This window comes from Pseudomonas sp. FDAARGOS_380 (assembly GCF_002591235.1).
GTDB classification, from domain to species: domain Bacteria; phylum Pseudomonadota; class Gammaproteobacteria; order Pseudomonadales; family Pseudomonadaceae; genus Aquipseudomonas; species Aquipseudomonas salmasensis.
In genome coordinates this window covers 4,748,919-4,775,828 of record NZ_CP023969.1, presented here as the reverse complement: position 1 = coordinate 4,775,828, position 26,910 = coordinate 4,748,919, and the positions used below count along the sequence as shown (strand labels likewise).

Below are 26,910 nucleotides of genomic sequence, written 5' to 3'. Positions count from 1 at the left end.
GTCACAGCTGCTCCGGCAGGCGAAAGGTGCGCCATGTGTCCATGTCAAACGGACCGGGCGTACGCTGGCTGGTGAGCCGGTAATTGGCGCGCAGGCCGGCGAGGTCTGCCTTGAGGATCTGTATATTTCGGCCACTGGCGGGCTCTTTCTGCAGCAGATCCAGAAACCGGAACAACGACCACGCCCCGGTGTTCTTTTCGATACCCAAGGGTCGCTGCTCCGTGCCTCTCTCCAGAACGAGGCTGCTGCGCCCATTGTCTGCATCGGTGGGCCAATGGAACGCCATGGGTACGATCGGACCGTGGCGATACTCCAATTGCTGGTCGCCAAACCGCAGGATCGCACGGCTGACCGATGGGTCCAGGCTGTAGGGCGCCAAGGTGAATCGCACAGATAACTCCCCCGCGTCTTCGGTAAAAAAGCCGCGGCGGATGACCTGAGTTTTCATCAATTGCTCCAGCAGCGCACGCGAAACCGGCAAACTCTGGCCATCCAGCCCACGCAGTCGGTAGCGGCTGCCGTCGACGCTGATAAAAGGCCGCAGGTAGCCCTCATAAAAGCGCGCCATTACCCCGCGTGGCTTGAAGAACTCCTGAAAATCGTGAAGGGCGACCTCACTGCTGGCGTGCGCATTGAATGGGTAACGTCGGCCTATCGCCTTGGCGTAAAGGCTATGCACCTCGCTCTGATAACGTTGGTTGACGTGCACATAGGCCTGTTCCAGCAGATGCCGCCAACTGTCATCGGCCACACCTTCGAGCCAGCCGGCAACGGGCAGCGGCAGGCGCGCGGCGGCGTCACGCAGATTGCCCAATGCATCCTGCTGGCCCTCCATGCGCTGCCTGGCGCGCAGGAAAGCCGCCTGCTCGGGTGCGCTGTCACGGTTCAATGCCGTCAGTTGCAGGTGTACTTCATCCAGCAGGCGCAACGCCTGAGTCAGCTCTACGCCGGGGTTTTGCTGCTCATCCAGCAATTGATGCAAAGGCTCAAAGCGGCGCTGCAAGGCGCGCCGCGGCGCCTCGACAATAGCCGTCTGCCCTGCCGTCAACCGCGACTTGGCCATCTCGCCCAGGTCTACCGACTGCTGGGCCACTTTGTCCAGCAGCCCATGGCCTGGCAACAGGCGCGTGTTTTCACGCACCTGTTGCAACAGACGAATCAAGGGCGATTGCGCTGACGTCAGGTTCATCAGTTGCTCGGCATCCTGGCGCAGGTTGTCGGTCTCTTGCAGCCTGACTCGGCCAAGCGCATCGTTCCAGGCATCGGCATACTCGCTGAAATAGCGCTGCTGCAATTCAGCCATCAGGCGCCGCAAGTCCTGAGGCCCCAGGTCGGAGCCCTGCCCGAGTACCCAGTTGTCCTGGGTGATGGCGTTGACCAAGCGCGGGCCCTGCGCCTCGAAGTACTGCACATAGCGTTTGGTATAGAACCCCGGCACAGGCGGGTCGACAGCGGCGAACACCTTACCCTCGGCCAGCCGCAACGGCTCCAGGCTGCGCGCTTGTTCGCGCAATACCCGATAGACCCCATCGGCCAACGATTCGCCCCTCAGCGCTTCACGGGCCTGCGCCACCCGCTCTTCGTTGAGCGGCACCACAAACGGTTGCTCCAGCAGCCGGGCAAGGTGCGTATTAAGGCGCTTCTGTGTCGGCATATCCCCGGCAAACCGCACCGACCAAAGGCTTGCGATATGTTCTGCCAGCCAGGTCGTGTCACGGCGCTCGCGCAGATTGAGCATCAGGTAGGCACGCAGGTCGTCGAGCAGTCGTTCCCTGTCCCCCAGGCTAGCGAGTACCTGTTCTTCCAACTGGGCGGCTATCCAGGCCAGCAATAGCTGTTGCAGCGCCTGATCATAGGCTTGATCGACGCGGGGACGGCTCAGTTCACCCTGATACAGCCCGGTGCGCTCCACCAGGCGTACATCTGCCGGCCCCGGAAAAACCTGGGTCGCCGCCAGTCGCGCGTCCAACAGCGCCAACAGCGCCGTGCTTTCATCGTTGGCCGCAAGGGCGAGCGGCGGGTGTGAGGTCAGCGCCGCCAATTGCGCCAAGCGTTGGTGGTTGACGGAGTAACTGTGCCCCCATAGCCCGCCGACACCGCCAATAACCAGCGCCGCAGCCATCGCCTGCGCGCCCTGGCGCCAACGCAGACGTTGCTGTTCCTGAGCCTGCAAACCCGCAAGGTCGGCCTCGGCGAAGATCACCTGGCTGAACAGGCCCTGCACAAAGCGCGGGTGCCTGCCATCGGCGCAGGTCAAGAAGAACCCTCGCAAACCGTTGATGGGTTGGTAGCGATGAGCGCAAAACGCCATGTCAACGAACAGGCTGACGCGCTCCCCCATTCGTGCTGCCTGCTGGGGAAACTCCAGCATCTGCCCACGTCGCTCGACATTGCGCTCCTGATGCAATCGCCCAATCAGTTCACTGTTCAAGCGTTGCAATAATCGCTCGACCGCCTGACGAACCAGCGTCGTGTCAGTCCCCTCTGCGCAGGCATGCAGGTGCTGCCCAAGCACACTGTCGGCACTTTCTCCAAGGGGTGAGTCGAAGTACTCAGCGAATCCCGGCAACTGGTCGGCGTGGGTCAACACCAGGTAAATCGGCACATCCACATGCAGCGTCTGTTGGATCTCCTGCAAGCGCGAATGTACGCGGCGGGCATGATGATCCAGGTCGTATTCAGTGGCGCTCGCCAGCGTATCGGCCGATAACGTCACCACCACACCGCTGAGCGGGCGCACTCGGCGACGCCGCCTAAGCAGTTGCAGCAAGGTAGCCCAACCTGCGGCGTCCACTGAACGGTCGGGCTGGGTAAGGTAGCGTCCCGGGGTGTCGATCAGGACACTTTCGTCGCCGAAATACCAGTCACAATGGGCACTGCTACCGATCGGCCGCGCTTGCGCGTGATCCAGCGCCAGCGGTAAGCCCGCTGCCGCCAGCAACTGCGTCTTGCCACTGCCCGGTTCACCGATCAACAGGTACCAAGGCAACTCATGACGCCAACGTGCGTTACGCTCTCCATAATGGCGGGACGTCTTGAGCAGGTGCACGGCTTTCTTGAACCGACTGCGCAGGTGTCGGCGTTCGTCCTCCACCCCCGTCATCGGCTGCTGGCGCGCCTCGCGCTCCGGCCTTTGGCGCCAGGCGGCAAAACCGGGCCCCGCAAACGCCATCGCCAGTCCCCATAGCAAGAACACACTGCTGATGGTGACCAGCCGCGCAGTCGCCCCGGCCCAGATACGGTGGTCATCCACCGCCAGCAGCGGCCCCAAAAACCACACCATTGCCGCACAGGACAGCACCAGCAACAGGCTCCACACCCAAATCCTGCCCAGCACGGTGCCCATCCCCTTGAAGAATGCGATCATTCAATGCTCCCAGCGTTTACAAAGGCGTGCGGAGCAGATCCGACGCCGACAGTTGAAGGGGTTGCAGCGCGTGCGTACGCTCGTTGCTCAGTACCCAGGCAAACCCTGTGTACATCGCCAGCACACATACCAAGGTGAGGCCGACCCACCAAGTGGCAGGGATGACACGCACCCGCTTGCGCCGTTCGGCCTTTGGCTGGGCAGGCAGTAGCGCTACCGCCGCCGGTTCCCCACGTACATGCCTGATCTGGCGATACAACGCATCGCGCACCGCCTCAAGTTGCGACACGCCCCGCTCCATCACCCGGTATTTGCCTTCGAACCCCAGGGACAGGCACAGGTACAGCAACTCCAGCATCGCCAGGTGCTTCACCGGGTAGCGCGTGAGGCGCTCCAGCAACTGGAACACTTTTTCGCCGCCAAAGGTTTCGTTATGAAAGCGGCTCAACAGGCTCATCTTCGACCATTCGCTTTGCGCCCCCCACGGGGTCGTCACCACCGCCTCATCGATCACGCTGCACAACACATAGCGTGCCGACATGACCTGGCTGTTCTCCACGCCGCCCTGCAAGGCGCGGGTTTCGAACTGAGTCACCGCCAACGCTAACCGATCGTTGAGTGTGCCCAGGTTTTCACGGCCGGAGCAGACCCTGAGTCCTATAACTTCAAACAATACCGCCCAGGCTGCGGCAACCAGCGGGTTGAGCCCTGCCTGAAAGCTCTGGGTATCGAGCCTGTGGCCGGCGTAGATCATGCGGTCTTGCAGCTGTTCGTAGCGCGGCGGCGACGGGAAATCCGTCAACGGCCCCTGGGCAGGCTCATGAGTCTCCCGGTCGAGCAGGACGGTTTTTTCATCCTGGGTGTATTCACTGTCCATGGCATTCAGTTCCTGATGGCCCAGAAGTCGAGTTCAAGCCCGGTGAATTCACCCCCTACGTGGAAAGCGAAACCACCCGACTGCTCCAGCTGCGCGATATCACGGGGGCTCATATCGAGCATGAAATAGGTCTTGCCGGCATGGAACGGAATCTGTCGCGGCGCCACTGGCAAGGGTTTGACCTTGATACCGGCCAAGTGCAGGTTGACCAACTCGCGTATGCGCTCAACCGGCGCGACTTTCAGGTGTGCTGGCAGGCGCTGGCGCAGTTCCTGCGCCTCACACTGCGCAGTGGCTGCCAGGATGAAGGTGGCGGTGCCCAGCAGTTTCAACTCGCTGACCGGGCATACCAGAACGCCGTATTGGCGTGGCTGCAATGTCAACTCGATCGCCTGTTGCTCCAGCACCACCGACAGCGCCATGCGCAACTGCGCCATCAGAGCGCGAAAACTGGCGCCCTGATCACCGTGTTGGTAATGAACATCCAACTGCGCGCGTTTGCTGTCAGTGGTGAAGGTTGATAGCTCCCCAAGCAGCGACACCAGCGCACGGAACACCGCTTCGGGCCGCACCCGCGCCTGGCTCAGGCAGTGGCGCAGTTCCAGCTCGCTACGATTGATCACTTGCAGCATCAGGAAATCGGCGATGTGCGTGCCTGCGGCTGTGCTTTCGCCACGAATGCGCGCCGCGATGGCATCGCCCCGGCTGGCAAGCAGACCAATTACCTCCTTGAGGCACGACGCCACGTACCCGTGCTCCTGCACGAAGATAAACGTCGGGATGAACGCCGTATCCAGATTCACGCCGCCTTCACTGCTGGCGTCCAGTACCTGGGCCACCTTGAGCTTGACGAAGTGCTGGTCACCCGGCTGTTCACCCAGCATAAGACGTAAATCCGGGCGCGCGCAGTGGATTCGGCAACGCGTATCCACGCCCACGTTGGAGTCTCCCACTTCCACTTCACAGCTGAGGTAGCGCGCCAACACCTCGCTTTGCGCAGGCTGGCGGACCTCAAGGTGACTGCCGCTGGCCAGCGGCAGCGCCAGGTAAACCCCTTGCGTGCCTGCATCCTTTGGCACCTGCAGCACCAGCGGCTCCATGGCGGCATTCAATTCAAACAGGCTGCCGTCCGGTAACACGCCACTGGCCTGGTTGACCACCAGTTTGCCCAGCTTGAGGTACTGCGTATTGAGTTCGAGCGTGAGCAAACCCCAGGTGTCACTGCCCAGCAGGCGGGTCTGATTGAGCTGCTGCTGGTAATAACGGTCGTTGTGCTGCAAGTGCTGTGGCCGCAACAGCATGCCTTCCTGCCAGATGACTTTATGAACCTGCATGTTATTGCTTCTCCGCAGCAGCGAGCGGCTCAGCAACACGTATACCGCCCTGGTCCAGCACCAGCTCGGCACGGTTGCGTTGCTGCACCGTCAAGGGCACCAGCCGCCGCCATTGCACATGGGGCAAGTCTCGATAAGCGGCCAGCACGCCCACAAAACGGCTCTCAGGAGCGATGCGCAGTTTGAGCGCCAGCCGGTCACCCGGGCGCAGTTCAACCTCCTCGCTGCCGACCCAGTCCTTGGGCAGCGCCTGCTGGGCGTTGCCATACAGGCTGAAGAAGTCGGCATGTTCAAAGGCGACGCCATGGCGCAGTTCGATCAACTGCACCACCACGGGAGAAGGACGACCGTGCAGGTCCGGGTTGACGTGCTCGCTGGCGGTCAGCACCACATCCAGCTTGGTCAGCGTGGAGAATGGTGAGACGGCACTGCAGCCCGCCAACAGCCCGCACAAGAGCAACAGCGAAACAAGGGTGGCTCGATACATGACTATCATCCTGGAAAATCCATGTGCAGGCTGGAGAGCAGGCGCAACTGCTCCTCATAGGCTTTGGCGAAGTCGCCGCCCAACGGGCGATCGTTCAGCTGTTCTTGCGCCACTACACGCTGGTAGTGACGCTGGTAGGCCCGCCAATGCCCGCCATCGGGGAAAAACCCGGCCGATTTGCCCTGGGACTCAAAGCACCCCAACAGGTGGCTGGGCTCAAAAGCCGCGCGGGCGTTACGTATGGCGCTTCGACAAGCGGCCAGCAGCGCAACCTGATGCACCTGCAGTTCTCGGTGCACCTGGGCAATGGCGCGCACGGCAGGCAGTTGCCCCAACTCCCGGGTATCGAGCATCGCGGCCAACGCAGCATCGGTATCGCTATGCATTTTCAAGGGGTTCTGGCCCATGCCCTGACTGGCGAACGCCGCCGTACCCAATTCGTTATTCAGTTCTTCCCGAGTGCGCAAACCGTGTTGCAGCCCTTCGATCGTCACCCGAAACAAGCGTGCCACCTTGATCGCCAGCGCCTCCCGGGCCGGCGTGTCGAGGGCCGTAAGGTCGACGCCCAGGACCGCTGCAAATTGTGACCAGAACACCTCGTCGGTTGACGGCGTCATCGCAACAGCGGGTACGGCGGCAACCTCTATCGAAGGGGCTTGCTGACGCGGCAAGGCCACGTGCTCGCTATCGGCCCCAAAGTGATCTGCCCATATCGCTTGCTCATCGGCGCTCTTGTTCAAGGCCTCCAGATCATCCGAGGTGGACTGCATCTGGCGATCAATGTCCAAGCCGTGCAGCGGGTCCAGCGACAGGAAAGCGTCATCGGGGATCGGTACTGCCGCGGTCGTCAGCAACTCGTCGCAAGGTCGCGTCGATTCCAGCAGGCGCGCACGTATCGTCAACACCCCCAGCTCGAAGACGTCACCGTCACTGATCAATCGCGCCTGCCCCTTGCGCAGGCGTTCGGGACTGTTGGCCAGTCCTATACCGTTGCGGCTGATATCCGTGAGGAAATAACGGCCTTCACGGTAACCGATCAACCCATGATGGCTGGAGAGTACGCGGCTGGCGTCAGGGATCACCCAGTCACATCCAGGGCCGCGCCCGATCACGCCGCCTGCACCGTCAAATACTTTGCGGGCCAAAAGTAGGCTCTTGTCGCTTTCGCACGCGCAGACCTCAAACACAAGCTGCAGCTTCATGCCCTCTCCTTTCAGCGGCCACGAATGATCGCCTGCGGATCACCCAAGGGGTGGTACTCGGCATCATCGAACACATAGTTGGCGTTACAGCCCCCCAACAAACACATCACCAGCACGACGACGTGCCACGGACGATCAGGCATCAGGCTTCTCCCCCAGTAAAAATCGAGTGCGTCATTCAGCGTTCCTCCCGGGCATCACCAAAGGGAATGTTCAAACGGGCCAGGCGGTAAAGCAGGGTACGCCGGGCGACCCCAAGCTCCCGCGCGGTTCGGGTGCGATTGCCGTGGTTCTTGTGCAGGCAGTCGAGCAGGAACGTGCGCTCCACTCGCTCCATACGTTGGCGCAGCGTCACGTCATCGGGAGTGGCCGGCTTTGGTGCCAGGGGCAGCGCCAGGTGCTCGGGCCGAATCACGCGGTCGTCACACAACAACACGGCGCGCTCCACCAGGCATTTGAGCTCGCGCACGTTGCCGGGAAAACCGTGGCTGGAGAGCTGATCGAGGGCGGTATTCGACCACTCGACAGGTGGCCTGCCCAACGCTGCGCACACCTTGACCGTGAAATGGCGCGCCAGTTGCAGCACATCGCCGTCTCGCTCGCGCAGGGCCGGCAAGGTGATGGGGAACTGCGCAAGGCGGTAATAGAGGTCTTCACGAAAGCGCCCTTCGGCGACCATCGCCGCGAGGTCGCGGTGGGTCGCGGCAATGATTCGCACGTCGACCTTGTGTGCCGCACTGGCACCCAGCGGGCGAACCTCACCCTCCTGCAATACCCGTAGCAATTTGGCTTGCAAGGGCAGCGGCATATCGCCGATCTCATCCAACAGCAACGTACCGCCATGTGCGGTGTCGAACAGCCCCGCGTGATTGCGTTCGGCACCCGTGAACGCGCCTTTGCGGTAACCGAACAGCTCGCTTTCAAGCAACCCTTCCGGGAACGCCGCGCAGTTTTGCACCACAAACGCCTTGGCCTTGCGCGGCCCGGCCGCGTGAATGGCCCGGGCCACCACTTCCTTGCCTGTGCCGGTCTCGCCCTGCAGTAGCACGGTGTAAGGGGTGTTCAAGACTTTACTGATCAGCCGGCACGCCTGCTCCATTGCCGCACTGGTGCCAATCAGGCCGTATGCACCAGCCAAGGGTGTGTTGCATTCGGGCTGTGTGCCAACGTTGGGCTGCCCATCGCGCAGTACGCGCAACTGATTGACGGCGAAGCTGCCCAAATGCCCCAAGGAGGGAGCGTAGCCTTGCAGCTGGGCCGGGTGTTGGCTGGCGCATACCAGCACACCAGTCATGCGTTCGCATCGGTTGAACAGCGGCACGCTTAATAGTGCCCGCCAAGGTGTCGCCAATGCTGGCAGGAAACCCGTGTCATGGCCGCTGCCTTGCACATCCTCCAGGCTCAACGCTGTGCCCTGGGTCAAGGTGTCGTGCAGCAACTGTTGGGAATGCTGACCAGGCCGTGAAGGCACTACGGCGAGCGACGGAACCTGGGCAAGATGTTGGGCGATCAGTTCAAGCCCGCCGGTCACTTCATCGAGCAGGTACAACTGGCTGACGTCGCACTGGCTCAGCCGGGCCACCGCGCGGACACATACGTCAGGTAACGCGTGTTCATCACGCTCGAACCCCAAGCGTGCGAAACAGGCAGACAGTGCGTCGATCATGTGTTGCAAATCCCTGTTCATCATGTCCATTCATTCCTTGTGAAAATTGCCGGTTAGCGTGACGACGCCTTCGGCCCGCTCGCGCCCCAACCAGGTGGTCCAGCCCAAGCGGCAAACCGTGTTTTCGCCAATGTGCAGGGCTCTGATCTGCGCCTGTGCCATTACCAAACGCAGGTCGTATTCCAACGGATCGCGCAGGGTCAGGCGCACCAGCGAGCGCAGCGGCTCACAGGCCTTTCCCGTGGGCAGGAAGTCGTGAAAACGCTGCCACCCCAACGCGCGGACATGCACCCTGAACTTGCCACTGCGGTCAGCGACGCGGCGCCCCAGCACAAGGTCCTCGCCAAGCACACTGTTGGCCCGTCCAAGGTCATTGCGCTGTACCTGGCTGACCTCGACCTGGCGTTCAACCCACTGCTCGATAAACAACGCGTCGTGCTTGAAGTAGTAACGCAGGACCGACTCGATCAACGCCGCCGAGTGCACACGCACACTCAGCAGGCCCAGGTAGGGCAGCAAGCGCTTGCAATCGAGCTGGCAAGCGCCACGGATCGCGGCACCACCCAGCCCCGTCAAGGCAAACATCTGCTCGGAAAAACCGTCATTGGCGCCTGCCCGGAAACACGCCCGATAGCGGTATTTGCGCCAGATCGGGAGCATCAGCCGGTGCAGGCGATGATGGAACAGATCGAGGAAGTCTCGAGTCGGGTTGCCGCCCGGCTGTTCGGCAAATGCCTGCTCACCATAAAACGCAGGCAGTGGGGACCCGGCGCCAAATAACCCCAGCACATTGAGGCGCAGGCGTGCGCGCAAATGTCCGTGTTCCATAAAGAACTCCACTCGGTCAATATCGTGCGCGGCAAACCCCAAGCCAGGGTTGGCCTGGAACTCCAACTGGTCGTACAGCGCGTCCTCATCCAGCAGCGGATGAGCCTCACGCAATCGCTCGGTGACCTGCAAAACCGCCTGGAACAGCGTGTATTCACGGATACCCCGGCAAAGTTGATTTAGAGCAGGGGTTGCTGCCCGATCCGGGATGGCCATAGATACACGTCTCCTTGTGTGCTGATGACACGCAACTCGTGATGGGAATTGAGGCTGGCATAAAGCGCAAAGAACTGATTGAGGACCGAAGCGAATACAAACAAGTCGCCCTGACCGACAAAGCCCTGGGAATCGACGGTCAGATCGACCCGCACACCTCGCACGGGCAACCCACGATGCAGGCGATCAATCGCCTCATGACGGATGGCGCGCAACGCCCCCAGTCTTTTCTGGCTGACCTTCAGCGCCTGGCGATCGTAATAACGCGGCAGGTCGTAGGTTTCGAGAATCACTCTCAAGGCGTTGATATCGGTCAACGACAAATAGTTGAGCGACATGTTGCTGATGAGCTTCCACAGAAAATTCTGGTCCAGGGGCGGCGAGTAGCTCGCCGTTGGCGCGGTGATATTGCCGAACGTCAACGACTCCGGTGTCTGTTCGCCTGGCTGGTTGATGTCGCCTGCACGTAATTGCCGTGGCAGGTTGCAATTGGTACAGGTCAGTTCGACCGACAGGGTTTCCTGGCCCTGTTCGCGGCGATTGCCGAACCCCATCCAGGTGTCGAGCCCGGCATGTTGGACCGACGAACGTTGGCGAATGCTGTAGCTGGGCGGTGCCGCCAGAGGCTCACTGTTGCAATCATGTTCAAACGACTCGAACGGCACGTAGGTTTGATAGCCCAAACCACCGGGGCGCCAGCCTGTGACCTTATCCACGGAAAATACGCTGGCATTGCCTGGCGTGTATTCCCCAGGCACCAGGAGGTACTCGTCCTGTTTACCGTCCAGGCGAATGGGAACGGCATCCTGGGTAAACAGGTTGACGATGGGCGTGCAATACAGCTTCACGTTATCCAGGGTAGGACGCAGGGGCTCACGGCCCTGGGTGCGAAGTTCGAAACGCATCACCAGGCCGTGCGCCTGCCGGAGTAACTCGTGAGGCAACGTGTGCAATACCTCCAGGCCTACGACATCGACAAACAGGTACTTCTCGGGAAACGCGAAGTACTCCTGCAAGTGCCGATACCCCTCCAGGGTGTTCTGCGGATAAGGAATCAACGCCTGGTCTGGGGCAAACCCCACCGGCCGGACCTGGTTGGCATTGAGCCGCAGCGTCATGGGTTGGCCATCGCCGGCGTTGATCGGCAGACCATCGTGATCCACGAGCTGCAGGCTGATGCCCTCCAGGTGGCGCAATAGGCTCAGATACAGGCCCTGACTGATGTAATGGTCACCGGCCAGGTGCAGTCGCAGCGAATCGAATATCAACTCACTGAAGCTGCCGTCGACACTCATGCGCAGGCGCAAGTCCAACCAGGCCCCTTCGCCCTGGCATCTGTATTCCAGGCCATTGAGCTGCAACGGCATGACGTCGGTGGCATAACAGGTGCGGAACCGGCAACGCTCTCCCTGGATGGGTGCGCTTTGCACAGCAGTGTCCCGGGCCACCCGAACGCTGGGGCCGGCACGTTTCAACGGGTCGAATTGCAGGATGCTGAAGGCCGGTATCGGCCTCATGTAATGGGGCCAGAGCAGGTGCATCAATGAGTGCGTCAACTCCGGCAGTTCGTCATCCAGCTTCTGGCGCAGGCGCCCGGTCAGGAATGCAAAGCCCTCCAGCAAGCGCTCGACATCCGGGTCCTGGCCGGCTTCGCCAAGAAACGGCGCCAGGGCGGGATTACGCTCGGAAAAACGCCGCCCCAGTTGGCGCAGCGCGCTGAGTTCGCTTTGGAAATAACGGTCAAGCGCCATCGGCACAAACCTCAACCCGCCCGGTATCGGTAAGGCGCGCGTGGAACACCACGGGATGCAGGGCACCCTCAATTATCCGCTCAGCCTCAATGGCGAATGCCAGGGACAAGGAGTCACGCACAACCGGCAGCAGCCTGACACGTACATTCGTCAGCCGCGGCTCATACGCCTGGATAAACCGTTCGATATGCAGGCGCGACTGACTCAAGGATTCATGCAAGCTGAGCCGCATGTCATTGAGGTCAGGCAAGCCATAATCAGGCAGCGTCCGGACACTGCCCGCACGAGTGCTGAGCATTTTCCCCAAATGTGCGGCAATGGACGCCACGGCGGCGCCCGGGTTGGACGCACCACGCTCAAGGCGTTCGAAAAGGCTGTTGTGCTCAAGCATGCCCTGGCCTCTGCTCATTCTTTATCGAGCTTGCCGACCAGGGACAACGTGAAGTCTGCCCCCATGTATTTGAAATGCGGGCGTACCGTGACGTTGACCCGATACCAGCCAGGCTCTCCCTCGACATCGCTGACCACAATGCGCGCGGCACGCAAGGGGCGACGCCCACGCACCTCGGCACTGGGGTTTTCCTGGTCCGCGACGTATTGGCGAACCCATTTGTTGAGTTCCAACTCCAGGTCCGTGCGCTCTTTCCATGCGCCCAACTGCTCCCGTTGCAGCACCTTGAGGTAATGAGCCAGACGGTTGACCACCATCATGTAGGGCAATTGAGTGCCCAAGCGGTAATTCAGCTCTGCCGCCCTGCCCTCCTCACTGATGCCAAAGGATTTGGGCTTCTGCACGGAGCTGGCGGAAAAAAACGCTGCGTTGTCGCTGCCCTTGCGCATGGTCAAGGCGATGAAACCTTCTTGTGCCAGTTCGTACTCACGCCGGTCCGAAATCAGCACCTCCGTAGGAATCTTGGTTTCGATCTCGCCCATGCTCTGGAAATGATGCAGCGGAAGATCTTCAACCGCCCCGCCGCTTTGCGGGCCAATGATGTTGGGGCACCAGCGAAAGCGCGCAAAGCTATCGGTCAGGCGAGTGGCGAAGGCGTAGGCGGTATTGCCCCACAAGTAATGCTCGTGGCTGTTAACCACATTCTCCTGGTAGGCGAAGGTCTTGACCGGGCACTCAAGGGGGTCATAAGGGGTGCGCAGCAGAAAGCGCGGTACGGTGAGGCCAATATATCGGGCGTCTTCGCTCTGCCGGAAACTTTGCCATTTGGCAAACTGCGGGCCTTCGAAATGGTCCCGCAGATCCTTCAGGTCGGGTAACCCGGTGAAGCTTTCCAAGCCGAAGAAACTCGGCCCCGCCGCAGCGATAAAGGGTGCGTGGGCCATGCCGGCGACGCTGGATGCGTATTGCATCAGTTTCACATCGGGTGCGCTGGGCGAAAGAAAGTAGTTGGCAATGATCGCGCCCACCGGCTGGCCGCCAAACTGGCCGTATTCGGCGCTATAGACGTGTTTGTACAACCCGGACTGGGTAATTTCCGAGGAGTCTTCAAAATCATCCAGCAGGTCCTGGCGCGAGACATTCAACAGCTCGATCTTGATGTTCTCGCGAAAATCGGTGCGCTCAACCAGCAACTGCAAGCCTCGCCACGAAGCCTCCAGTGCCTGGAACTCCGGGTGGTGAAGAATCTCATCCATTTGCTCGCTGAGCTTGGTATCGATCTCGGCGATCATCCGGTCGACCAGGCGTTTTTTTACCGGTTCGTCACAATTGTGTGGCTTGACCAGCTCTGCGATAAACGCCGACACCCCGCGCTTGGCGATGCCATAAGCCTCGTCGTCGGCGCTGAGCAATGTCTGGGAAATGATGTTATCGAGGATGCTACCGCCTTCGATAACCTGTACGGGTTGCGGGCCGTGTTGAATCGTGGTCATGGTGTCAGTGTCCTTTTACTGAAAATGTCAGGCTTGGGGCCTATCCAGCCCCAATTCGGCGAGCACTCGTGCGCGCGAGTCGCCATTGGCCAGCGTCCGCTCGATAGCGTTGCGAAAGCTGGGCGTATTACCCAGCGGGCCCTTGAGCGCCACCAATGCCTCACGCAATGCCATCAATTTTTGCAATTGCGGGATCTGCTCCACCAGGTTCGCGGGGTTGAAGTCCTTCATCGCGCTGATCCGCACCTGGACCGGCAACTCTTCCACGTCGGTTGCCTCCTGGAGGCGGTTGGGCACGCTCAGCGTCAGGCTCAATGCTTGCTTGGCCAACACCTCGTCAAAGGTGTGCTTGTCGATGCCGATGGGCTTGCGATCTTCAAGTTTGCGCGGGTCCGGGCGCAGGGAAAAATCCCCCAGCACCAGCAGCTTCAACGGCAGTTCGACGTCTTCCTGAGCGCCACCGACGGCGGGTTTGAAGGTAATGTTGATGCGTTCCTTTGGGGCTACCGAACCGTCTTTGGCCATGGTGCTTTTCCTTTTTGATGAGGCACTATTCAAGTACTGCTTCCAGGTCGAAATGGCACAACCGGCGATGCAGGGTGTCTTTTGCGTCTTGTACGGATTGGTTTTGTGGCAACAGGTCGTAGCAGCGATACAGCAGCTGGCCGACTTGCACGGCCAGCTCCGGCTCCCAACTTTCCAGGCCCGTGCGCTGTAACTGCAGGTCGAGTTGTTCCAACTGGATCCTGGCCAGGTCATGCTTGCCGGCCGCCACACACAACCTGGCCAGCGCCAGGTGCCAATGAAAGCGCGCTCGATCACCGCACGCCGCCAGCAGCCCTTGCTTGAGCACACCCACTGCAACCTTGAGGCCGTCCTTGCGCAGGCAAGGCATCACCGCTTGCAACGCCGCTTCCCAAGGCTGGGCGACGCTGTCGACGACAACACTGGAGGGCTCAGGCTTGCGTATGTGACGCATCACGTGAAGCGCGATCCACTCACCTGTCGCGGGGTCAGCAAAGGGCGTGCCGTCCTCGAACCGATACTCAGGCAGGTTCGGCAGGCGATGCAGCAGCAGAGCGAATTGCATTTCCAGTTCGGTCATGGCCAGCTCTGCGTGCAAGGCCTCCAGGCACTCCCAGACCATGCGCAACCCATCGAACCAGAACATTGCACCGGCCAGGCTGACCTCAAGCTCAAGCAACAGATCGGCGTAATGGCCTTGGCTGAAGCGGTCTTGATAGCGCTTGCGCTTGTCGCCAGCCAATGGGCGCAGCGCCGTGACCCGCTCACTATTGGCATCGGGATAATTGACGAGCATCAACCACGCCAGGGTTCGGCCCAGGCGCAAGGCACGCGGGTCGGTGGCATCCTGACGCAACCACCAGGCACATAAAGGCCGAGCCTGCTCCTGCAATGCGCGCAGCCGTTTGTGCGCGTCTTTTTCGTTATTGAGCGGTTGCTCGGGCTCTAGCAGCGCAGTTCGCGTTGGCTTGACCTGGGCAATGACGCCCGCGACGCCGCCAGGTTCGGCTGTAGCCTGGGCCAAACGCGCCGACAGCTGCCGGCGAACCGGCAACAGCAACGGCGCCTCGCTGCCAAGCTGTTCGCCCCATAGCCGATCAAGACATTCCAGGTGTTCCAGCAGCGCTTGGCATAAAGGTCGTTGATCCTCGAGTGGGACGTTATGCGCACACGCTTGTTCAAGGCGCGACACCAACCAGCCAAACGCCGCAATGCGGGTACGCAGCTTAACGGGATAGACCTGCGCCCAATGATGCTCGCAGAGTTCACGCAACACACCGAGTCCCGCCAGCAACCCAGCAAATGAATCACGCTGGTACAGGGCCCAGGCCAACCAGGCGGCGACGCGCAGATCCTTTGAATGCTCACGCAGAATGCACTCACTGATTTCGCTGATCTTCTGCCAATCCGGCAGGCCCGCCCCATGAATGGAGTGCGCCTTGCCCAGCTCGGCTTCCAGCACTTCAAACTCACTTGAATAGCGCATATCACTGCCAACAAAACTGCTTGGCGAGCACGCTGTCCGTGCAAGTTCTAAGTAATAGGCATATTGCTTTTCTGAATAAACCATTTTGGGCTGCACACAACCATCCAAGGCAAAGTAGGCAAAATTAACATCATTGTTAAACCGCCCTTGAACTTCCGCTCAAAACACATTGAAGTGAGCGAACCTTAGCCACGAAAAAAACAATCAGCAAGTAACAGAACGGAACTTAAGAAACATCCTACACCGCCTGAAAATAAAGGCCTGCGCAGCTATTTGCGCAGCCCACCCAAGCGAAACCCATCATCCACAGCCTAAAACCATGCATTTACAAAACATATGACGTGAGCAACTAAATGCGCATATGCGCGCAACTAATTACGCTAAAAACCACCCACAGCACTACAGCAAACGCTCAATAAAGTATGCTGAGTCTTTTTCGCCCTTATTTCATTGAGCCTCACACTTTCAGGCACGCTTCTTGTTATAGGAACCTGCCCGGTCAGCGCTCTCGCTGCCCGGCAATACCTACTCAATCAGGCAAGGAAACCCGTCATGCCCACACCCGCGTACCTCTCCATCACCGGTGTCAAACAAGGTTTGATTACGGCAGGCACATTTACCCAGGACTCGGTAGGCAACATTTATCAGGAAGGCCATGAGGACCAGATTCTGGTGCAGGCGTTTGCTCATCAGGTAATCATTCCCCGCGACCCGCAGTCGGGCCAGCCGACCGGTCAGCGCGTGCATAAACCGCTGATGATCAGCAAGGTTTTCGATAAATCCTCACCCTTGCTGTTCAGCGCCCTGACCACCGGCGAAGAAGTGTCCTGCCGCCTGGAGTGGCTGCGCACCTCCTCGGCCGGAACCCAGGAGCACTACTTCACGATTGAACTGGAAGGCGCCACCATCGTCGACATCCAATCGCGCATGCCCAACTGCCAAGACCCAGACAACGCCCACTTCACCCATCTGGAGGATGTGCACTTCACCTATCGCAAAATCATCTGGACTCACGAAGTCGCCGGAACGTCCGGCTCGGACGACTGGCGCAGCCCAGTGACGGGTTAAACGAGCAGTAACGACGGTAACCACGATGCGAAGCGAGCCGCTGTTGATCTTGATCTGCTTTTGATCTTGATCTCAGTCGCCCCGTTAAACCACGCTGGCCGAACGCAGGCTTGAATTCGTGGGTAACCCGGCAGGACGCCGGGTTAGCCGCCCCGCGCCATGGATGGCGCGTGGCGGCGGCCCACGGATTCAAGCCTGTGTTCGGGCACACCGAGCCCAAGCGAGGTGCCGAGTGGTGGGGCAAGAGCGTTTTGCTTACTTTGCCGCTTTTGCAAAGTGAGCCGCCGTCAGGGCGGAACCCTAAGCGGCCGTTACCGCAGCAATGGATATGTACTCGGTATAACTGCGTCGACTGTCAGAACGCATTCGCGAGCAAGCCCGCTCCCACATTTGGATCCTGGGGTACCAGGTGGATAGGCGTCGGCTGGGAGGCCGTCATCGCAGGCAAGCCAGCTCCCACATTTGGATTGTGGGGTGTCAGGTAGATAGGCGTCGGCTGGGAGGCCGGCATCGCAGGCAAGCCAGCGCCCACATTTGGATCCTGGGGTACCAGGTGGATAGGCGTCGGCTAGCAGGCCGGCATCGCAGGCAAGCCAGCTCCCACAGGTTCAGCGTCGCGACACACAGGCCCCATCCCAACCGGACAAACCAGCTCAATCGCAGTATGGTTGCCCTCTCACCACTCCCCAGGAAACACCGGTAATGCTGTTTGTCGTCATGCTCGGGGGCAAGCACCCGCAGGCCAGGATCGAAGTACACGATGTGGTATTCGCAGTGGCCGACACCCTGCAAGCCACCTATCCGCAATTACGCGACGCCTGGTTTGGCAGCCCCAAAGGCGTACACATCGATTCATGGATGGCCGTCGATGGCGTCGACGGCTGGAAGGTTGAACTGAGCCACCTGGCGCCCCACAGCGATGCGCCGCGCTTGTACTTCATCAACCTCGGTGGCTACGAGGCTAATAGCTTCGGCGAAGCCCATCACTACCTGCTGGTGGTCGCCCATCACAAACAAGAGGCCATGCGCAAAGGCAAGCAACAGATGCAGAGCCACTGGTCCCAGGCCCACACCGACGCGGTGCTGGATATCGACGATTGCCTGCCCATCGACCTGGTGGACGGCCGCTATATTCACCTGGTGCAAGCGGCGCACCGACCGATCGTGCAGCGCAACGACTATCTCGTGCTGCCTTGAACCGGCATGGCCTAAACAGTGGCGACTTAAAACCCAGTGGAACTTTGCCGAGAAATAACCGCCTGAATCCGGTACGCTCACCGTTTTTTACTCTAGGAGTTACTCACCATGGCCAAAGCCACCGCCCGTCACATCCTCGTTGCCACTGAAGACAAGTGCAACGAACTCAAAGCCCAAATCGAAGGCGGCGCTGATTTCGCAGAAGTCGCTAAAGCCAACTCCAGCTGCCCATCCAGCCGCCAAGGCGGTGATCTCGGTTCGTTCGGCCCAGGCCAGATGGTCAAGGAATTCGACACCGTGGTCTTCAGTGCCCCGGTCAACACCGTGCAAGGCCCGGTGAAGACTCAGTTCGGCTACCACCTGCTGGAAGTCACCAGCCGCCAGGATTGATTCAATCTGCGCTGATGCTATAAACAACGGCCCGCCCTTTGGTGGGCCGTTGTGCATCTGATGACTGGCGATGCCCAGGCCGTTAGCGTACAAATCCTTATTATTCTTTACCCGGCGCTCAAGGCTGATAATGCGATTGGCTTTTTCATCTCTGCTCTGTTCCACCCTGGCATTGCTAATGGCCAGCACTGCGGTGATCGCGGCCCCGCAAACCTACTTGACGGTATACGGCGAGCCGGCCAAGTACGCCGAAGGTTTCAGCCATTTCGACTACGCCAACCCCAACGCCCCCAAGGGCGGCAGCCTGCGGCGTTCGGCGCTGGAGGTGGGGCGCTTTGACCATGTGCTGCCCTATATCGACAAAGGCATCGGCGTGTCCCAGGTCGACGGCTGGGTGTACGCGCCCTTGGCGTTGCGCTCGCTGGATGAGCCTTACACTGTCTATGGCCTGGTGGCGCAAAAGATGGAACGCGCAGGCGACGGCCTGTCGCTGCGCTTCTACCTGAACCCCAAGGCGCGTTTTGCCGATGGCACGCCCATTACCGCGCAAGACGTGCGCTACAGCTTTGACGTGCTGATGACCCAAGGTAGCCTGCGCTATCGCACGTTGTTTGCCGACGTCAAACACGTCGAAGTCGAAGGCGAACGCCAGGTGCGCTTTGACTTTTCCAGCAACGAAAACCGCACCCTGCCCCTGGATATCGCCACCTTGCCGGTGTTCCCCGAGCACTGGTGGAAGACCCGCGACTTTGCCAACGGCGGCGGCTACGAAGCCCCGCTGGGTAGCGGCCCTTACAAGGTCAGCAAGATCGACTCCGGCAGCACCATCACCTTCACCCGCGACCCCGACTGGTGGGGCAAGGACTTGCCGGTCAGCCGTGGCCTGTACAATTTCGATCACTTGAGCCTGGAATACTTCGGCGACACCGAAGTGGCACGCCAGGTGCTGCGCGGCGGTGCCTACGACTTCAACCGTGAATTCTCTGCCACTGGCTACTCCATCGGCTACAACGGCCCGGCCCTGGACGATGGCCGCTTGCAGCGCGCGCATCTGGCCAAGGAGATGCCGCAGCCGGCCCAGGGTTATGTGTTCAATGTGCAAAAACCGATGTTCAAGGATCGCCGCGTGCGCCAGGCCCTGGCGATGCTGTGGGATTTTGAATGGGCCAACCGCCAGATGATGCGCAACCTGTACATTCGACAGCAGAGCTATTTCTCCAATAGCCCATTGGCCGCCAGCCAGTTACCCACTCCGGAAGAACTGGCGATCCTCGAACCCCTGCGCGGGCAGGTTCCCGACGAGGTGTTTACCCAGGTGTTCAAGGCCCCGGTCACCGACGGCAGCGGCATGATCCGCGATAAACAGCTGCAAGCCTTGGCCCTGCTGGAAGACGCCGGCTGGAAACCTGTGGGCGACAAACTCGTCAATGCCCAGGGCGAGCCGCTGGAATTCACCTTTCTGAATGTGCAGAACGGCCTTGAGCGCCTGTTGCTGCCCTACAAGCGCAACCTGGCGCAGATCGGCATCACCCTGAACATCCGCCGCATCGACTCCTCGCAATACGTCAACCGCCTGATGGCCCGCGACTACGACATGATCGTCACGGGCTTCCCGGTGACCACCTCGCCCGGCATGGAGCTCTATAACTATTTCGGTTCTGCCGCCGCGTTCGATTCGGGCGCCAACAACTACATCGTGCTCAAGGACCCGGCCGTCGATACGCTGATCCATGGCCTGGTCAAGGCCGACACCCAGGCGAAGATGCTCACCTATGCCCACGCCCTGGACCGCGTACTGCAATGGAACTACCTGTGGATCCCCAACTATTACCCACCGGGCACCTCGGCCGCGTGGTGGAACCGTTTCGGGCGCCCGGCCATCGAGGCAAAAAACGACGAAGCCCTGGAAAGCTGGTGGGAAGTCAGCCCCACCCCGCTGACGAACGAACAAATGCAGGCTGAGTTGAAAAAACGCGGAGAGGCCCACTGATGTTTGCCTATATCGTACGGCGCCTGCTGCTGATCATCCCGACGCTGGTGATCATCCTGTTGGTGAACTTCGTAATCGTGCAGGCCGCGCCCGGCGGGCCGGTGGAGCAAGCCATCGCGCACTTGCAAGGCATTGGCGGCGGTGGTGTGGCGGGCGCATCCGGCGAAGGCATCAGCGGCTCGCGGGCCAGCCGCGGCCTGGACCCGAAGCTGATCAAGGACATCGAGAAACAATACGGCTTCGACAAATCCGCGCCGGAACGCCTGTGGTTGATGCTCAAGAACTACGCCCAACTGGACTTCGGCAACAGCTTCTTTCGCGGCGCGACGGTGACCGACCTGATTTTGGAAAAGATGCCCGTCACCATTTCCCTCGGCCTGTGGGCCACGCTGATCACCTACCTGGTGTCGATCCCGCTGGGCATACGCAAGGCCGTGCGCCATGGCAGCAGCTTTGATATGTGGAGCAGCACGGCCATCGTCATCGGTTATGCGATGCCGGCGTTCCTGTTTGCGATGTTCCTGATCGTGGTGTTCGCTGGCGGCACCTCGCTGAACTGGTTCCCGGTACGCGGGCTGGTCTCGGAAAACTTTGCCGAACTGAGCACCGTGGGCAAGATCGCCGACTACTTCTGGCACTTGGTACTACCGGTCACGGCATTGGTGATCGGCGGCTTCGCCACCTTGACCATCCTCACCAAGAACTCGTTCCTCAATGAAATCACCCGCCAGTACGTGGTCACCGCCCGCGCCAAGGGCTTGAGCGAACGCCGGGTGCTATACGGTCACGTGTTCCGCAATGCCATGCTGCTGGTGATCTCGGGGATTCCCCAGGCGTTTATCAGTGTGTTCTTTGCCGGCTCGCTGCTGATCGAGGTGATCTTCTCCCTCGATGGCCTGGGCCGCATGAGCTACGAGGCGGCGGTGTCCCGGGACTACCCGGTGGTGTTCGGTTCGCTGTTTATCTTCACCCTGTTCGGCCTCTTGATAAAACTCATCGGTGACCTCTGCTACACCCTGGTGGACCCGCGTATCGACTTCGCCGCGAGGAACGCCTGATGCTCAACCTGTCTCCCGTGGCCCGTCGGCGTTTCGAGCGTTTCAAGAAAAACAGGCGTGGCTGGTGGTCGCTGTGGCTGTTTATCGGCCTGTTCATACTGACCCTGGGCGGCGAGTTGATCGCCAATGACAAACCGCTGGTGCTCAGTTTCAAGAACGAGCTGTATTTCCCGGTGTTCAAGCGCTACACCGAGCAGCAGTTCGGCGGGCAATTGCCGTTCCAGGCGGATTACCGCAGTGACTATGTGCAAAAGCTGATCAAGCAGGATGGCGGTTGGATGCTGTTCCCACCGATTCCGTTCAGCGATGACACCCCCAACTACGAACTCACCCGCCCTGCCCCGAGCCCGCCGTCGGCGGTGAACTGGCTGGGCACCGATGACCAGTCCCGCGATGTGTTGGCGCGGGTGATCTTTGGCGCACGGGTGTCAATCCTGTTTGCCCTGGCCCTGACTGCCATCAGCGCCGTCATCGGGATTGCCGCCGGCGCGCTGCAGGGGTACTACGGCGGCTGGGTGGACTTGCTCGGGCAACGCATCCTGGAGGTGTGGTCTGGCCTGCCGGTGCTGTACCTGCTGATTATCCTGTCGGGGTTTGTCGAGCCGAATTTCTGGTGGTTGCTGGGGATCATGGCGCTGTTTTCCTGGCTGGCCCTAGTGGACGTGGTGCGCGCCGAGTTCCTGCGCGGGCGCAACCTGGAGTACGTCAAGGCCGCACGCGCCCTGGGCCTGGGCGACGGCAAGATCATTCGTCGGCACATCCTGCCCAACGCCATGACCGCGACCCTCAGCTATTTGCCGTTCATTTTGACCGGGGCGATTTCCACCTTGAGCGCCCTGGATTTCCTTGGCTTCGGCATGCCCGCCGGCAGCGCGTCCCTGGGTGAGCTGATCGGCCAGGGCAAGCAGAATCTGCAAGCGCCGTGGCTGGGCTTGACGGCGTTTTTCACCTTGGCGCTGATTCTGTCGTTGCTGGTGTTTATCGGCGAGGCACTGCGTGATGCCTTCGACCCCCGCTCATGAGTGACTGCGTATGAACCTGATCGAAATCCGCGACCTGTGCGTCGCCTTCAACGGCCAGACCGTCGTGCGTAACCTGAGCCTGGACGTGCGCCCCGGCGAGTGCCTGGCGCTGGTGGGCGAGTCGGGCTCGGGCAAGTCGGTGACGGCCCATTCGATCCTGCAACTGCTGCCGCAAGCCGGCACCGAAACCCTGGGGTCTATCAAGTATCGCGGCCAGGAACTGATCGGCGCCTCACCAAGCACCCTGCAAAAATTGCGCGGCAACCGCATTGCCATGATTTTCCAGGAGCCGATGACCTCGCTGAACCCGCTGCACAGCATCGAAAAGCAGATCGGCGAAACCCTGCTGCTGCACAAGGGCCTGGGCGGCAAGGCGGCGCAGGCGCGCATCCTCGAACTGCTGGAACTGGTGGGCATCCAGAAACCCCAGGAACGGCTCAAGGCCTACCCCCATCAATTGTCCGGCGGCCAGCGTCAGCGGGTGATGATCGCCATGGCCCTGGCCTGCGAGCCCGAACTGTTGATTGCCGACGAGCCCACCACGGCGCTGGACGTGACGGTGCAGCGCAAGATCCTGTTGCTGCTCAAGTCTTTGCAACAGCGGTTGGGCATGTCGCTGCTGCTGATCAGCCACGATCTGAACCTGGTGGGCAGTATCGCCCAGCGGGTCTGCGTGATGCGGGCCGGGGAAATCGTCGAGCAGGCCGACTGCCAGGCCTTGTTCACCGCACCGCAGCACCCCTACAGCCGCCTGCTGCTGGACGCCGAGCCCTCGGGCGATGTGCTGTGCAGCGAGCCGCGTGAGACGGTACTGGAAGTGGATGACCTGAGCGTGCAATTCCCCCTCGGCGGCGGGCTGTTCCGCGCCAAGACCTACCTGCGCGCGGTGGACGGCATCAGCCTCAGCGTGCAGCGCGGCAAGACCCTGGGGATTGTCGGTGAGTCCGGTTCCGGCAAGTCGACCCTGGGCCAGGCGATCCTGCGCTTGCTCGACTCCAGCGGCAGCATCCGCTTTCAGGGTGAGGCCCTGGACCCGCTCAACCATCAGCAGATGCGCCCATGGCGCAAGCAGATGCAGGTGGTGTTCCAGGACCCCTATGGCAGCCTCAGCCCGCGCATGTCGGTGCAGCAGATCATCAGCGAGGGCCTGGAAGTGCACGCACCGTGCAGCCTGGCCGACCGCGAAGCGCAAGTGATCCAGGTGCTCAAGGACGTGGGGCTGGACCCTGCCAGCCGGCATCGTTACCCCCATGAGTTTTCCGGTGGCCAGCGCCAACGCATCGCCATTGCCCGCGCCCTGATGCTCAAGCCCGCGCTGATGCTGCTCGACGAACCCACCTCGGCGCTGGACCGTACGGTGCAGAAACAAGTTGTGGCGCTGCTGCGCGAGCTGCAGGACAAATACGGCCTGACCTACCTGTTTATCAGCCATGATTTGGCGGTGGTGCGCGCCATGGCCCATGACATGATCGTGGTCAAGGATGGCAAGGTGGTGGAGCGTGGCGCCAGCCATGATGTGTTCGAATCGCCCCAGCACCCGTACACCAAAGAATTGCTGGCTGCAGCGCACATCCCCTTGTGATGATTAACAGGATTCTGCCTCCATGAGCACTAGCCTCAAGGACTACCAACAGGTTCGCGGCCTGGCCATCCAGTCACTGTTCGAGATCATCGAGCAGTCCAGCGAAGGCACGGTCATCGTCGACCGCGATGCGAATATCGTGTGGATGAACGAGCGTTACGCCAAGCGTTTTGGCCTCAAGAGCGCCGACCAAGCCATCGGCCAGCCGTGCGAGCAGGTGATTTCCAACAGCCTGCTGCGCCAGGTGGTGCGCAATGACCGGCCGATCCTGCTGGACATCCAGGACACCCCCAAAGGCCCGCTGGTGGTGATGCGCCTGCCGATCCACGACGAGGCCGGGGCGGTGATCGGCGCAATTGGCTTTGCGCTGTTCGATGAACTGCGCAACCTGTCGCCGCTGATCGAGCGCTACCTGAGCATGCAACAGGAGCTGGCCTCCACGCGCTCACTGCTGCGCTCGCGGCAGAGCAAATACAACTTCGCGCACTTTATCGGCACCAGCGCGGCGAGCCTTGAGGTCAAGCGCCGGGCGCGGCGCAGTGCGAGTGCCGAGTCGCCGGTGTTGCTGCTCGGGGAAACCGGCACCGGCAAGGAGCTGCTCGCCCAGGCCATCCACGGCGCATCGCCTCGGGCGCACAAAGCCTTTGTGAGCATCAACAGCGCGGCGATTCCCCATGACCTGCTTGAAGCCGAGTTTTTCGGCACTGCACCCGGTGCGTTTACGGGTGCCGACCGCAAGGGTCGCCCCGGCAAGTTCCAGATAGCCCAGGGCGGCACGCTGTTTCTCGATGAAATCGGCGATATGCCGCTGCCCCTGCAAAGCAAATTGCTACGGGTGTTGCAGGAAAAGGAATTCGAACCGGTAGGCTCCAACGAGATGCTGCACAGCGATGTGCGGGTGATTGCCGCGACGTCCATGGACCTGGAAGCGGCGATCAAGCGTGGCGAGTTTCGTGCGGATTTGTATTACCGCCTCAACGTATTGCCGATCCAGGTACCGCCGTTGCGTGAACGCCTGGAGGATATTCCGGCATTGAGCGAGGCGATCCTTGAGGAGTTGCGCAGCCAGCACGAGCTCGACCGCGATGCTTTGGCGCTGTTGGCCCAGCACGCCTGGCCGGGGAATATCCGCGAGTTGCGCAATGTGCTGGAGCGGGCGGCGCTGTTGAGTGATGACCTGATGCTCAATGCCAGCGACCTTCGCGCAGCGATTGGCACGTTCAGCCCGGTACAACGGGGCGCGGTGGCGGCGGTCGAGGGTGAAACCTTTGCGGCGGCGCGGGAGCGCTTTGATCGGGAAGTGATTGCGGGGGCGCTCAAGGCCTGTGACGGCAATGTGGTAGAGGCGGCCAAGCGGTTGGGGCTTGGGCGGTCGACGTTGTATAAAAAAATGCTGGTGCTTGGACTAACTTAGTCTCAAATTAGAGACATCATTCCCAACATCAAGACAATCTTATGTGGGAGCTGGCTTGCCTGCGATAGCGCTCTAACAGTCATCCCTTTCAAGGTCTTCGGTAAAATCCCCTGAAATTTCATTCAGGGATCCCAAACGATGTGGGCCGATGTTCTAGCGCGTTTCGAGAAAAAAGCACCCGCCAGCGTCATGGCCAAATTGGCGCTGGAACAAGCTATTGCACCTGAGTGGGTCGATCAGGTCTTCGAAGAACATCGGCAACGGCAGTATTCTCGTGAACTACTGTTCTCGACCATAATCAAGCTGATGTCCCTTGTTTCATTGGGCTTGAAGCCATCCCTGCACGCCGCTGCGCGGCAACTGGAAGATCTCCCTGTCAGCTTGGCGGCGCTTTACGACAAAATCAGTCGTACAGAACCCGAGCTATTGCGCGCTCTGGTCACCGGTAGTGCGCAACGACTGACTCCAACCATCAAAGAACTGGGCTGCACGACGATGCTGCCGGACTGGCAGGTTCGCGTGGTAGACGGCAATCACCTGGCATCCACTGAGAAGCGTCTGGGGGCTTTACGCCAGGAGCGAGGTGCGGCTCGTCCCGGTTTTTCGGTAGTGGTCTACGATCCTGATCTCGATCAGGTCATCGACCTTCAGGCATGTGAGGATGCCTACGCCAGCGAGCGTGTTTGCGTGTTGCCTCTGTTGGCTAATGCTGAACCGGGCCAGGTGTGGCTGGCTGACCGACTCTACTGCACGCTCCCGGTAATGGAAGCTTGTGAGCAGGTCCAGACGTCCTTTGTCATTCGCCAGCAAGCCAAACATCCACGCCTGATTCAAGAGGGTGAGTGGCAAGAACCCGTGCCCGTGGAAACAGGCACTGTGCGTGAGCAGATCATCCAGGTCAGAGGCGGTTACCAATGTCGGCGTGTCGAACTGACGCTTCATTCGCCAACAGACTCGGGTGACAGCAGCTTGATGTTCTGGAGCAACCTGCCTGAAAGCGTCAGCGCTGAGCAGATCGCGCAACTCTATCGCCGCCGCTGGAGCATTGAAGGTATGTTCCAGCGACTGGAAGCGATCCTGGAAAGTGAAATCGAAACTCTCGGCAGCCCAAAGGCCGCCTTGCTCGGGTTCACTACGGCAGTGTTGGCCTACAACGTCCTGGCTGTACTCAAGCGAAGCGTGGAGCAAGCCCATCGGGAGACCCAGCCTGATGGCTGGGAAGCCTCGATCTATCACTTGGCGGTCCAGGTCAGGAGTGGTTATGAGGGAATGCAGATTGCACTGCCCTCGGAATATCTTCCCGCCATCCCTGTGGAAAAGTTGGCCCAGCGTTTGTTGGAGCTGGCCAGAAACATCCAACCCAAACAAGTTGCGAAAAGTCCCCGCGGCCTCAAGGTGCCTAAACCCAAGACATGGGTGCAAGGCACGGCGGTGAATGCGCATGTTTCAACGGACAGGGTAATCAAGGCTGCCAAAACGAAAAGACCTTGAAAGGGCTGGCTCTAACAGTGCCCTACAAGCCAGCTGAACCACCGCTATCGCAGGCAAGCCAGCTCCCACAAGGAT

The 26,910-nt window shown here is 60.5% G+C and carries 22 protein-coding genes; 9 read left to right on the top strand and 13 right to left on the bottom strand.

Features of this window, described 5'->3' with window-relative positions:
- Position 1 precedes the first annotated feature (1 nt).
- From tssM to tssA, 13 genes are read right to left on the bottom strand one after another with little or no spacing between them, the layout of a single operon-like run.
- Positions 2 to 3,367, bottom strand: coding sequence for a type VI secretion system membrane subunit TssM (gene tssM, locus CRN80_RS22440; protein ID WP_098951213.1), 3,366 nt, complete (start codon positions 3,365 to 3,367; stop codon positions 2 to 4).
- A 16-nt stretch (positions 3,368 to 3,383) separates the two neighbouring features.
- Positions 3,384 to 4,244, bottom strand: coding sequence for a type IVB secretion system protein IcmH/DotU (gene icmH, locus CRN80_RS22435; RefSeq protein WP_098951211.1), 861 nt, complete (start codon positions 4,242 to 4,244; stop codon positions 3,384 to 3,386).
- A gap of 5 nt (positions 4,245 to 4,249) precedes the next feature.
- Entirely contained in the window at positions 4,250 to 5,578 is a 1,329-nt protein-coding gene (gene tssK / locus CRN80_RS22430; protein ID WP_098951209.1) for a type VI secretion system baseplate subunit TssK, read from the bottom strand.
- A 1-nt stretch (position 5,579) separates the two neighbouring features.
- Entirely contained in the window at positions 5,580 to 6,065 is a 486-nt protein-coding gene (gene tssJ, locus CRN80_RS22425) for a type VI secretion system lipoprotein TssJ (protein WP_032896913.1), read from the bottom strand.
- 5 nt (positions 6,066 to 6,070) lie between these two features.
- Positions 6,071 to 7,267: a type VI secretion system-associated FHA domain protein TagH gene (gene tagH, locus CRN80_RS22420; protein WP_098951208.1), complete on the bottom strand. Its 1,197-nt coding sequence runs from the start codon at positions 7,265 to 7,267 to the stop codon at positions 6,071 to 6,073.
- Between the two features lie 11 nt (positions 7,268 to 7,278).
- Positions 7,279 to 7,410, bottom strand: a complete 132-nt coding sequence (locus CRN80_RS22415; protein ID WP_032896909.1) for a hypothetical protein — start codon at positions 7,408 to 7,410, stop codon at positions 7,279 to 7,281.
- A gap of 35 nt (positions 7,411 to 7,445) precedes the next feature.
- A complete protein-coding gene (locus CRN80_RS22410; RefSeq protein ID WP_098952672.1) occupies positions 7,446 to 8,957 on the bottom strand; it encodes a sigma 54-interacting transcriptional regulator in 1,512 nt (503 codons plus the stop codon).
- A 6-nt stretch (positions 8,958 to 8,963) separates the two neighbouring features.
- Positions 8,964 to 9,977, bottom strand: coding sequence for a type VI secretion system baseplate subunit TssG (gene tssG, locus CRN80_RS22405; protein ID WP_098951206.1), 1,014 nt, complete (start codon positions 9,975 to 9,977; stop codon positions 8,964 to 8,966).
- Positions 9,941 to 11,728, bottom strand: coding sequence for a type VI secretion system baseplate subunit TssF (gene tssF / locus CRN80_RS22400; protein ID WP_098951204.1), 1,788 nt, complete (start codon positions 11,726 to 11,728; stop codon positions 9,941 to 9,943). Before tssF ends, tssG begins: the two co-directional genes overlap by 37 nt.
- Positions 11,718 to 12,119, bottom strand: a complete 402-nt coding sequence (tssE, locus tag CRN80_RS22395; RefSeq protein WP_098951202.1) for a type VI secretion system baseplate subunit TssE — start codon at positions 12,117 to 12,119, stop codon at positions 11,718 to 11,720. The genes tssF and tssE overlap by 11 nt, the downstream gene beginning before the upstream one ends.
- Before the next feature lie 14 nt (positions 12,120 to 12,133).
- Positions 12,134 to 13,612 (bottom strand): type VI secretion system contractile sheath large subunit, encoded by a 1,479-nt coding sequence (gene tssC / locus CRN80_RS22390; RefSeq protein WP_056788160.1) that lies wholly within the window; start codon positions 13,610 to 13,612, stop codon positions 12,134 to 12,136.
- 27 nt (positions 13,613 to 13,639) lie between these two features.
- On the bottom strand, positions 13,640 to 14,137 hold the full coding sequence (gene tssB, locus CRN80_RS22385) for a type VI secretion system contractile sheath small subunit (protein ID WP_098951200.1): 498 nt from the start codon (positions 14,135 to 14,137) through the stop codon (positions 13,640 to 13,642).
- A gap of 25 nt (positions 14,138 to 14,162) precedes the next feature.
- Entirely contained in the window at positions 14,163 to 15,707 is a 1,545-nt protein-coding gene (gene tssA, locus CRN80_RS22380) for a type VI secretion system protein TssA (protein WP_169918279.1), read from the bottom strand.
- A gap of 468 nt (positions 15,708 to 16,175) precedes the next feature.
- Between tssA and CRN80_RS22375 the strand changes: the two genes are divergently transcribed.
- The 9 genes from CRN80_RS22375 to CRN80_RS22325 all read left to right on the top strand — a co-directional run bounded on the left by CRN80_RS22375 (position 16,176) and on the right by CRN80_RS22325 (position 26,835).
- Positions 16,176 to 16,691, top strand: a complete 516-nt coding sequence (locus tag CRN80_RS22375) for an Hcp family type VI secretion system effector (RefSeq protein ID WP_014718214.1) — start codon at positions 16,176 to 16,178, stop codon at positions 16,689 to 16,691.
- A gap of 702 nt (positions 16,692 to 17,393) precedes the next feature.
- On the top strand, positions 17,394 to 17,888 hold the full coding sequence (locus CRN80_RS22360) for a DUF1543 domain-containing protein (protein WP_098951194.1): 495 nt from the start codon (positions 17,394 to 17,396) through the stop codon (positions 17,886 to 17,888).
- A gap of 108 nt (positions 17,889 to 17,996) precedes the next feature.
- Positions 17,997 to 18,278: a peptidylprolyl isomerase gene (locus CRN80_RS22355; RefSeq protein ID WP_003208024.1), complete on the top strand. Its 282-nt coding sequence runs from the start codon at positions 17,997 to 17,999 to the stop codon at positions 18,276 to 18,278.
- A gap of 130 nt (positions 18,279 to 18,408) precedes the next feature.
- On the top strand, positions 18,409 to 20,268 hold the full coding sequence (locus tag CRN80_RS22350; protein WP_098951193.1) for an extracellular solute-binding protein: 1,860 nt from the start codon (positions 18,409 to 18,411) through the stop codon (positions 20,266 to 20,268).
- Entirely contained in the window at positions 20,268 to 21,326 is a 1,059-nt protein-coding gene (locus CRN80_RS22345) for a microcin C ABC transporter permease YejB (protein ID WP_005788805.1), read from the top strand. The genes CRN80_RS22350 and CRN80_RS22345 overlap by 1 nt, the downstream gene beginning before the upstream one ends.
- Positions 21,326 to 22,348, top strand: coding sequence for an ABC transporter permease (locus tag CRN80_RS22340; RefSeq protein WP_032896898.1), 1,023 nt, complete (start codon positions 21,326 to 21,328; stop codon positions 22,346 to 22,348). Before CRN80_RS22345 ends, CRN80_RS22340 begins: the two co-directional genes overlap by 1 nt.
- Positions 22,349 to 22,358: 10 nt before the next feature.
- Complete coding sequence (locus tag CRN80_RS22335) at positions 22,359 to 23,930, top strand: ABC transporter ATP-binding protein (protein WP_098951189.1); 1,572 nt, start codon at positions 22,359 to 22,361, stop codon at positions 23,928 to 23,930.
- Positions 23,931 to 23,952: 22 nt separating this feature from the next.
- Positions 23,953 to 25,344 (top strand): sigma-54-dependent Fis family transcriptional regulator, encoded by a 1,392-nt coding sequence (locus CRN80_RS22330; RefSeq protein ID WP_098951187.1) that lies wholly within the window; start codon positions 23,953 to 23,955, stop codon positions 25,342 to 25,344.
- A gap of 189 nt (positions 25,345 to 25,533) precedes the next feature.
- Entirely contained in the window at positions 25,534 to 26,835 is a 1,302-nt protein-coding gene (locus CRN80_RS22325; protein ID WP_098952670.1) for an IS4 family transposase, read from the top strand.
- Positions 26,836 to 26,910 lie beyond the last annotated feature (75 nt).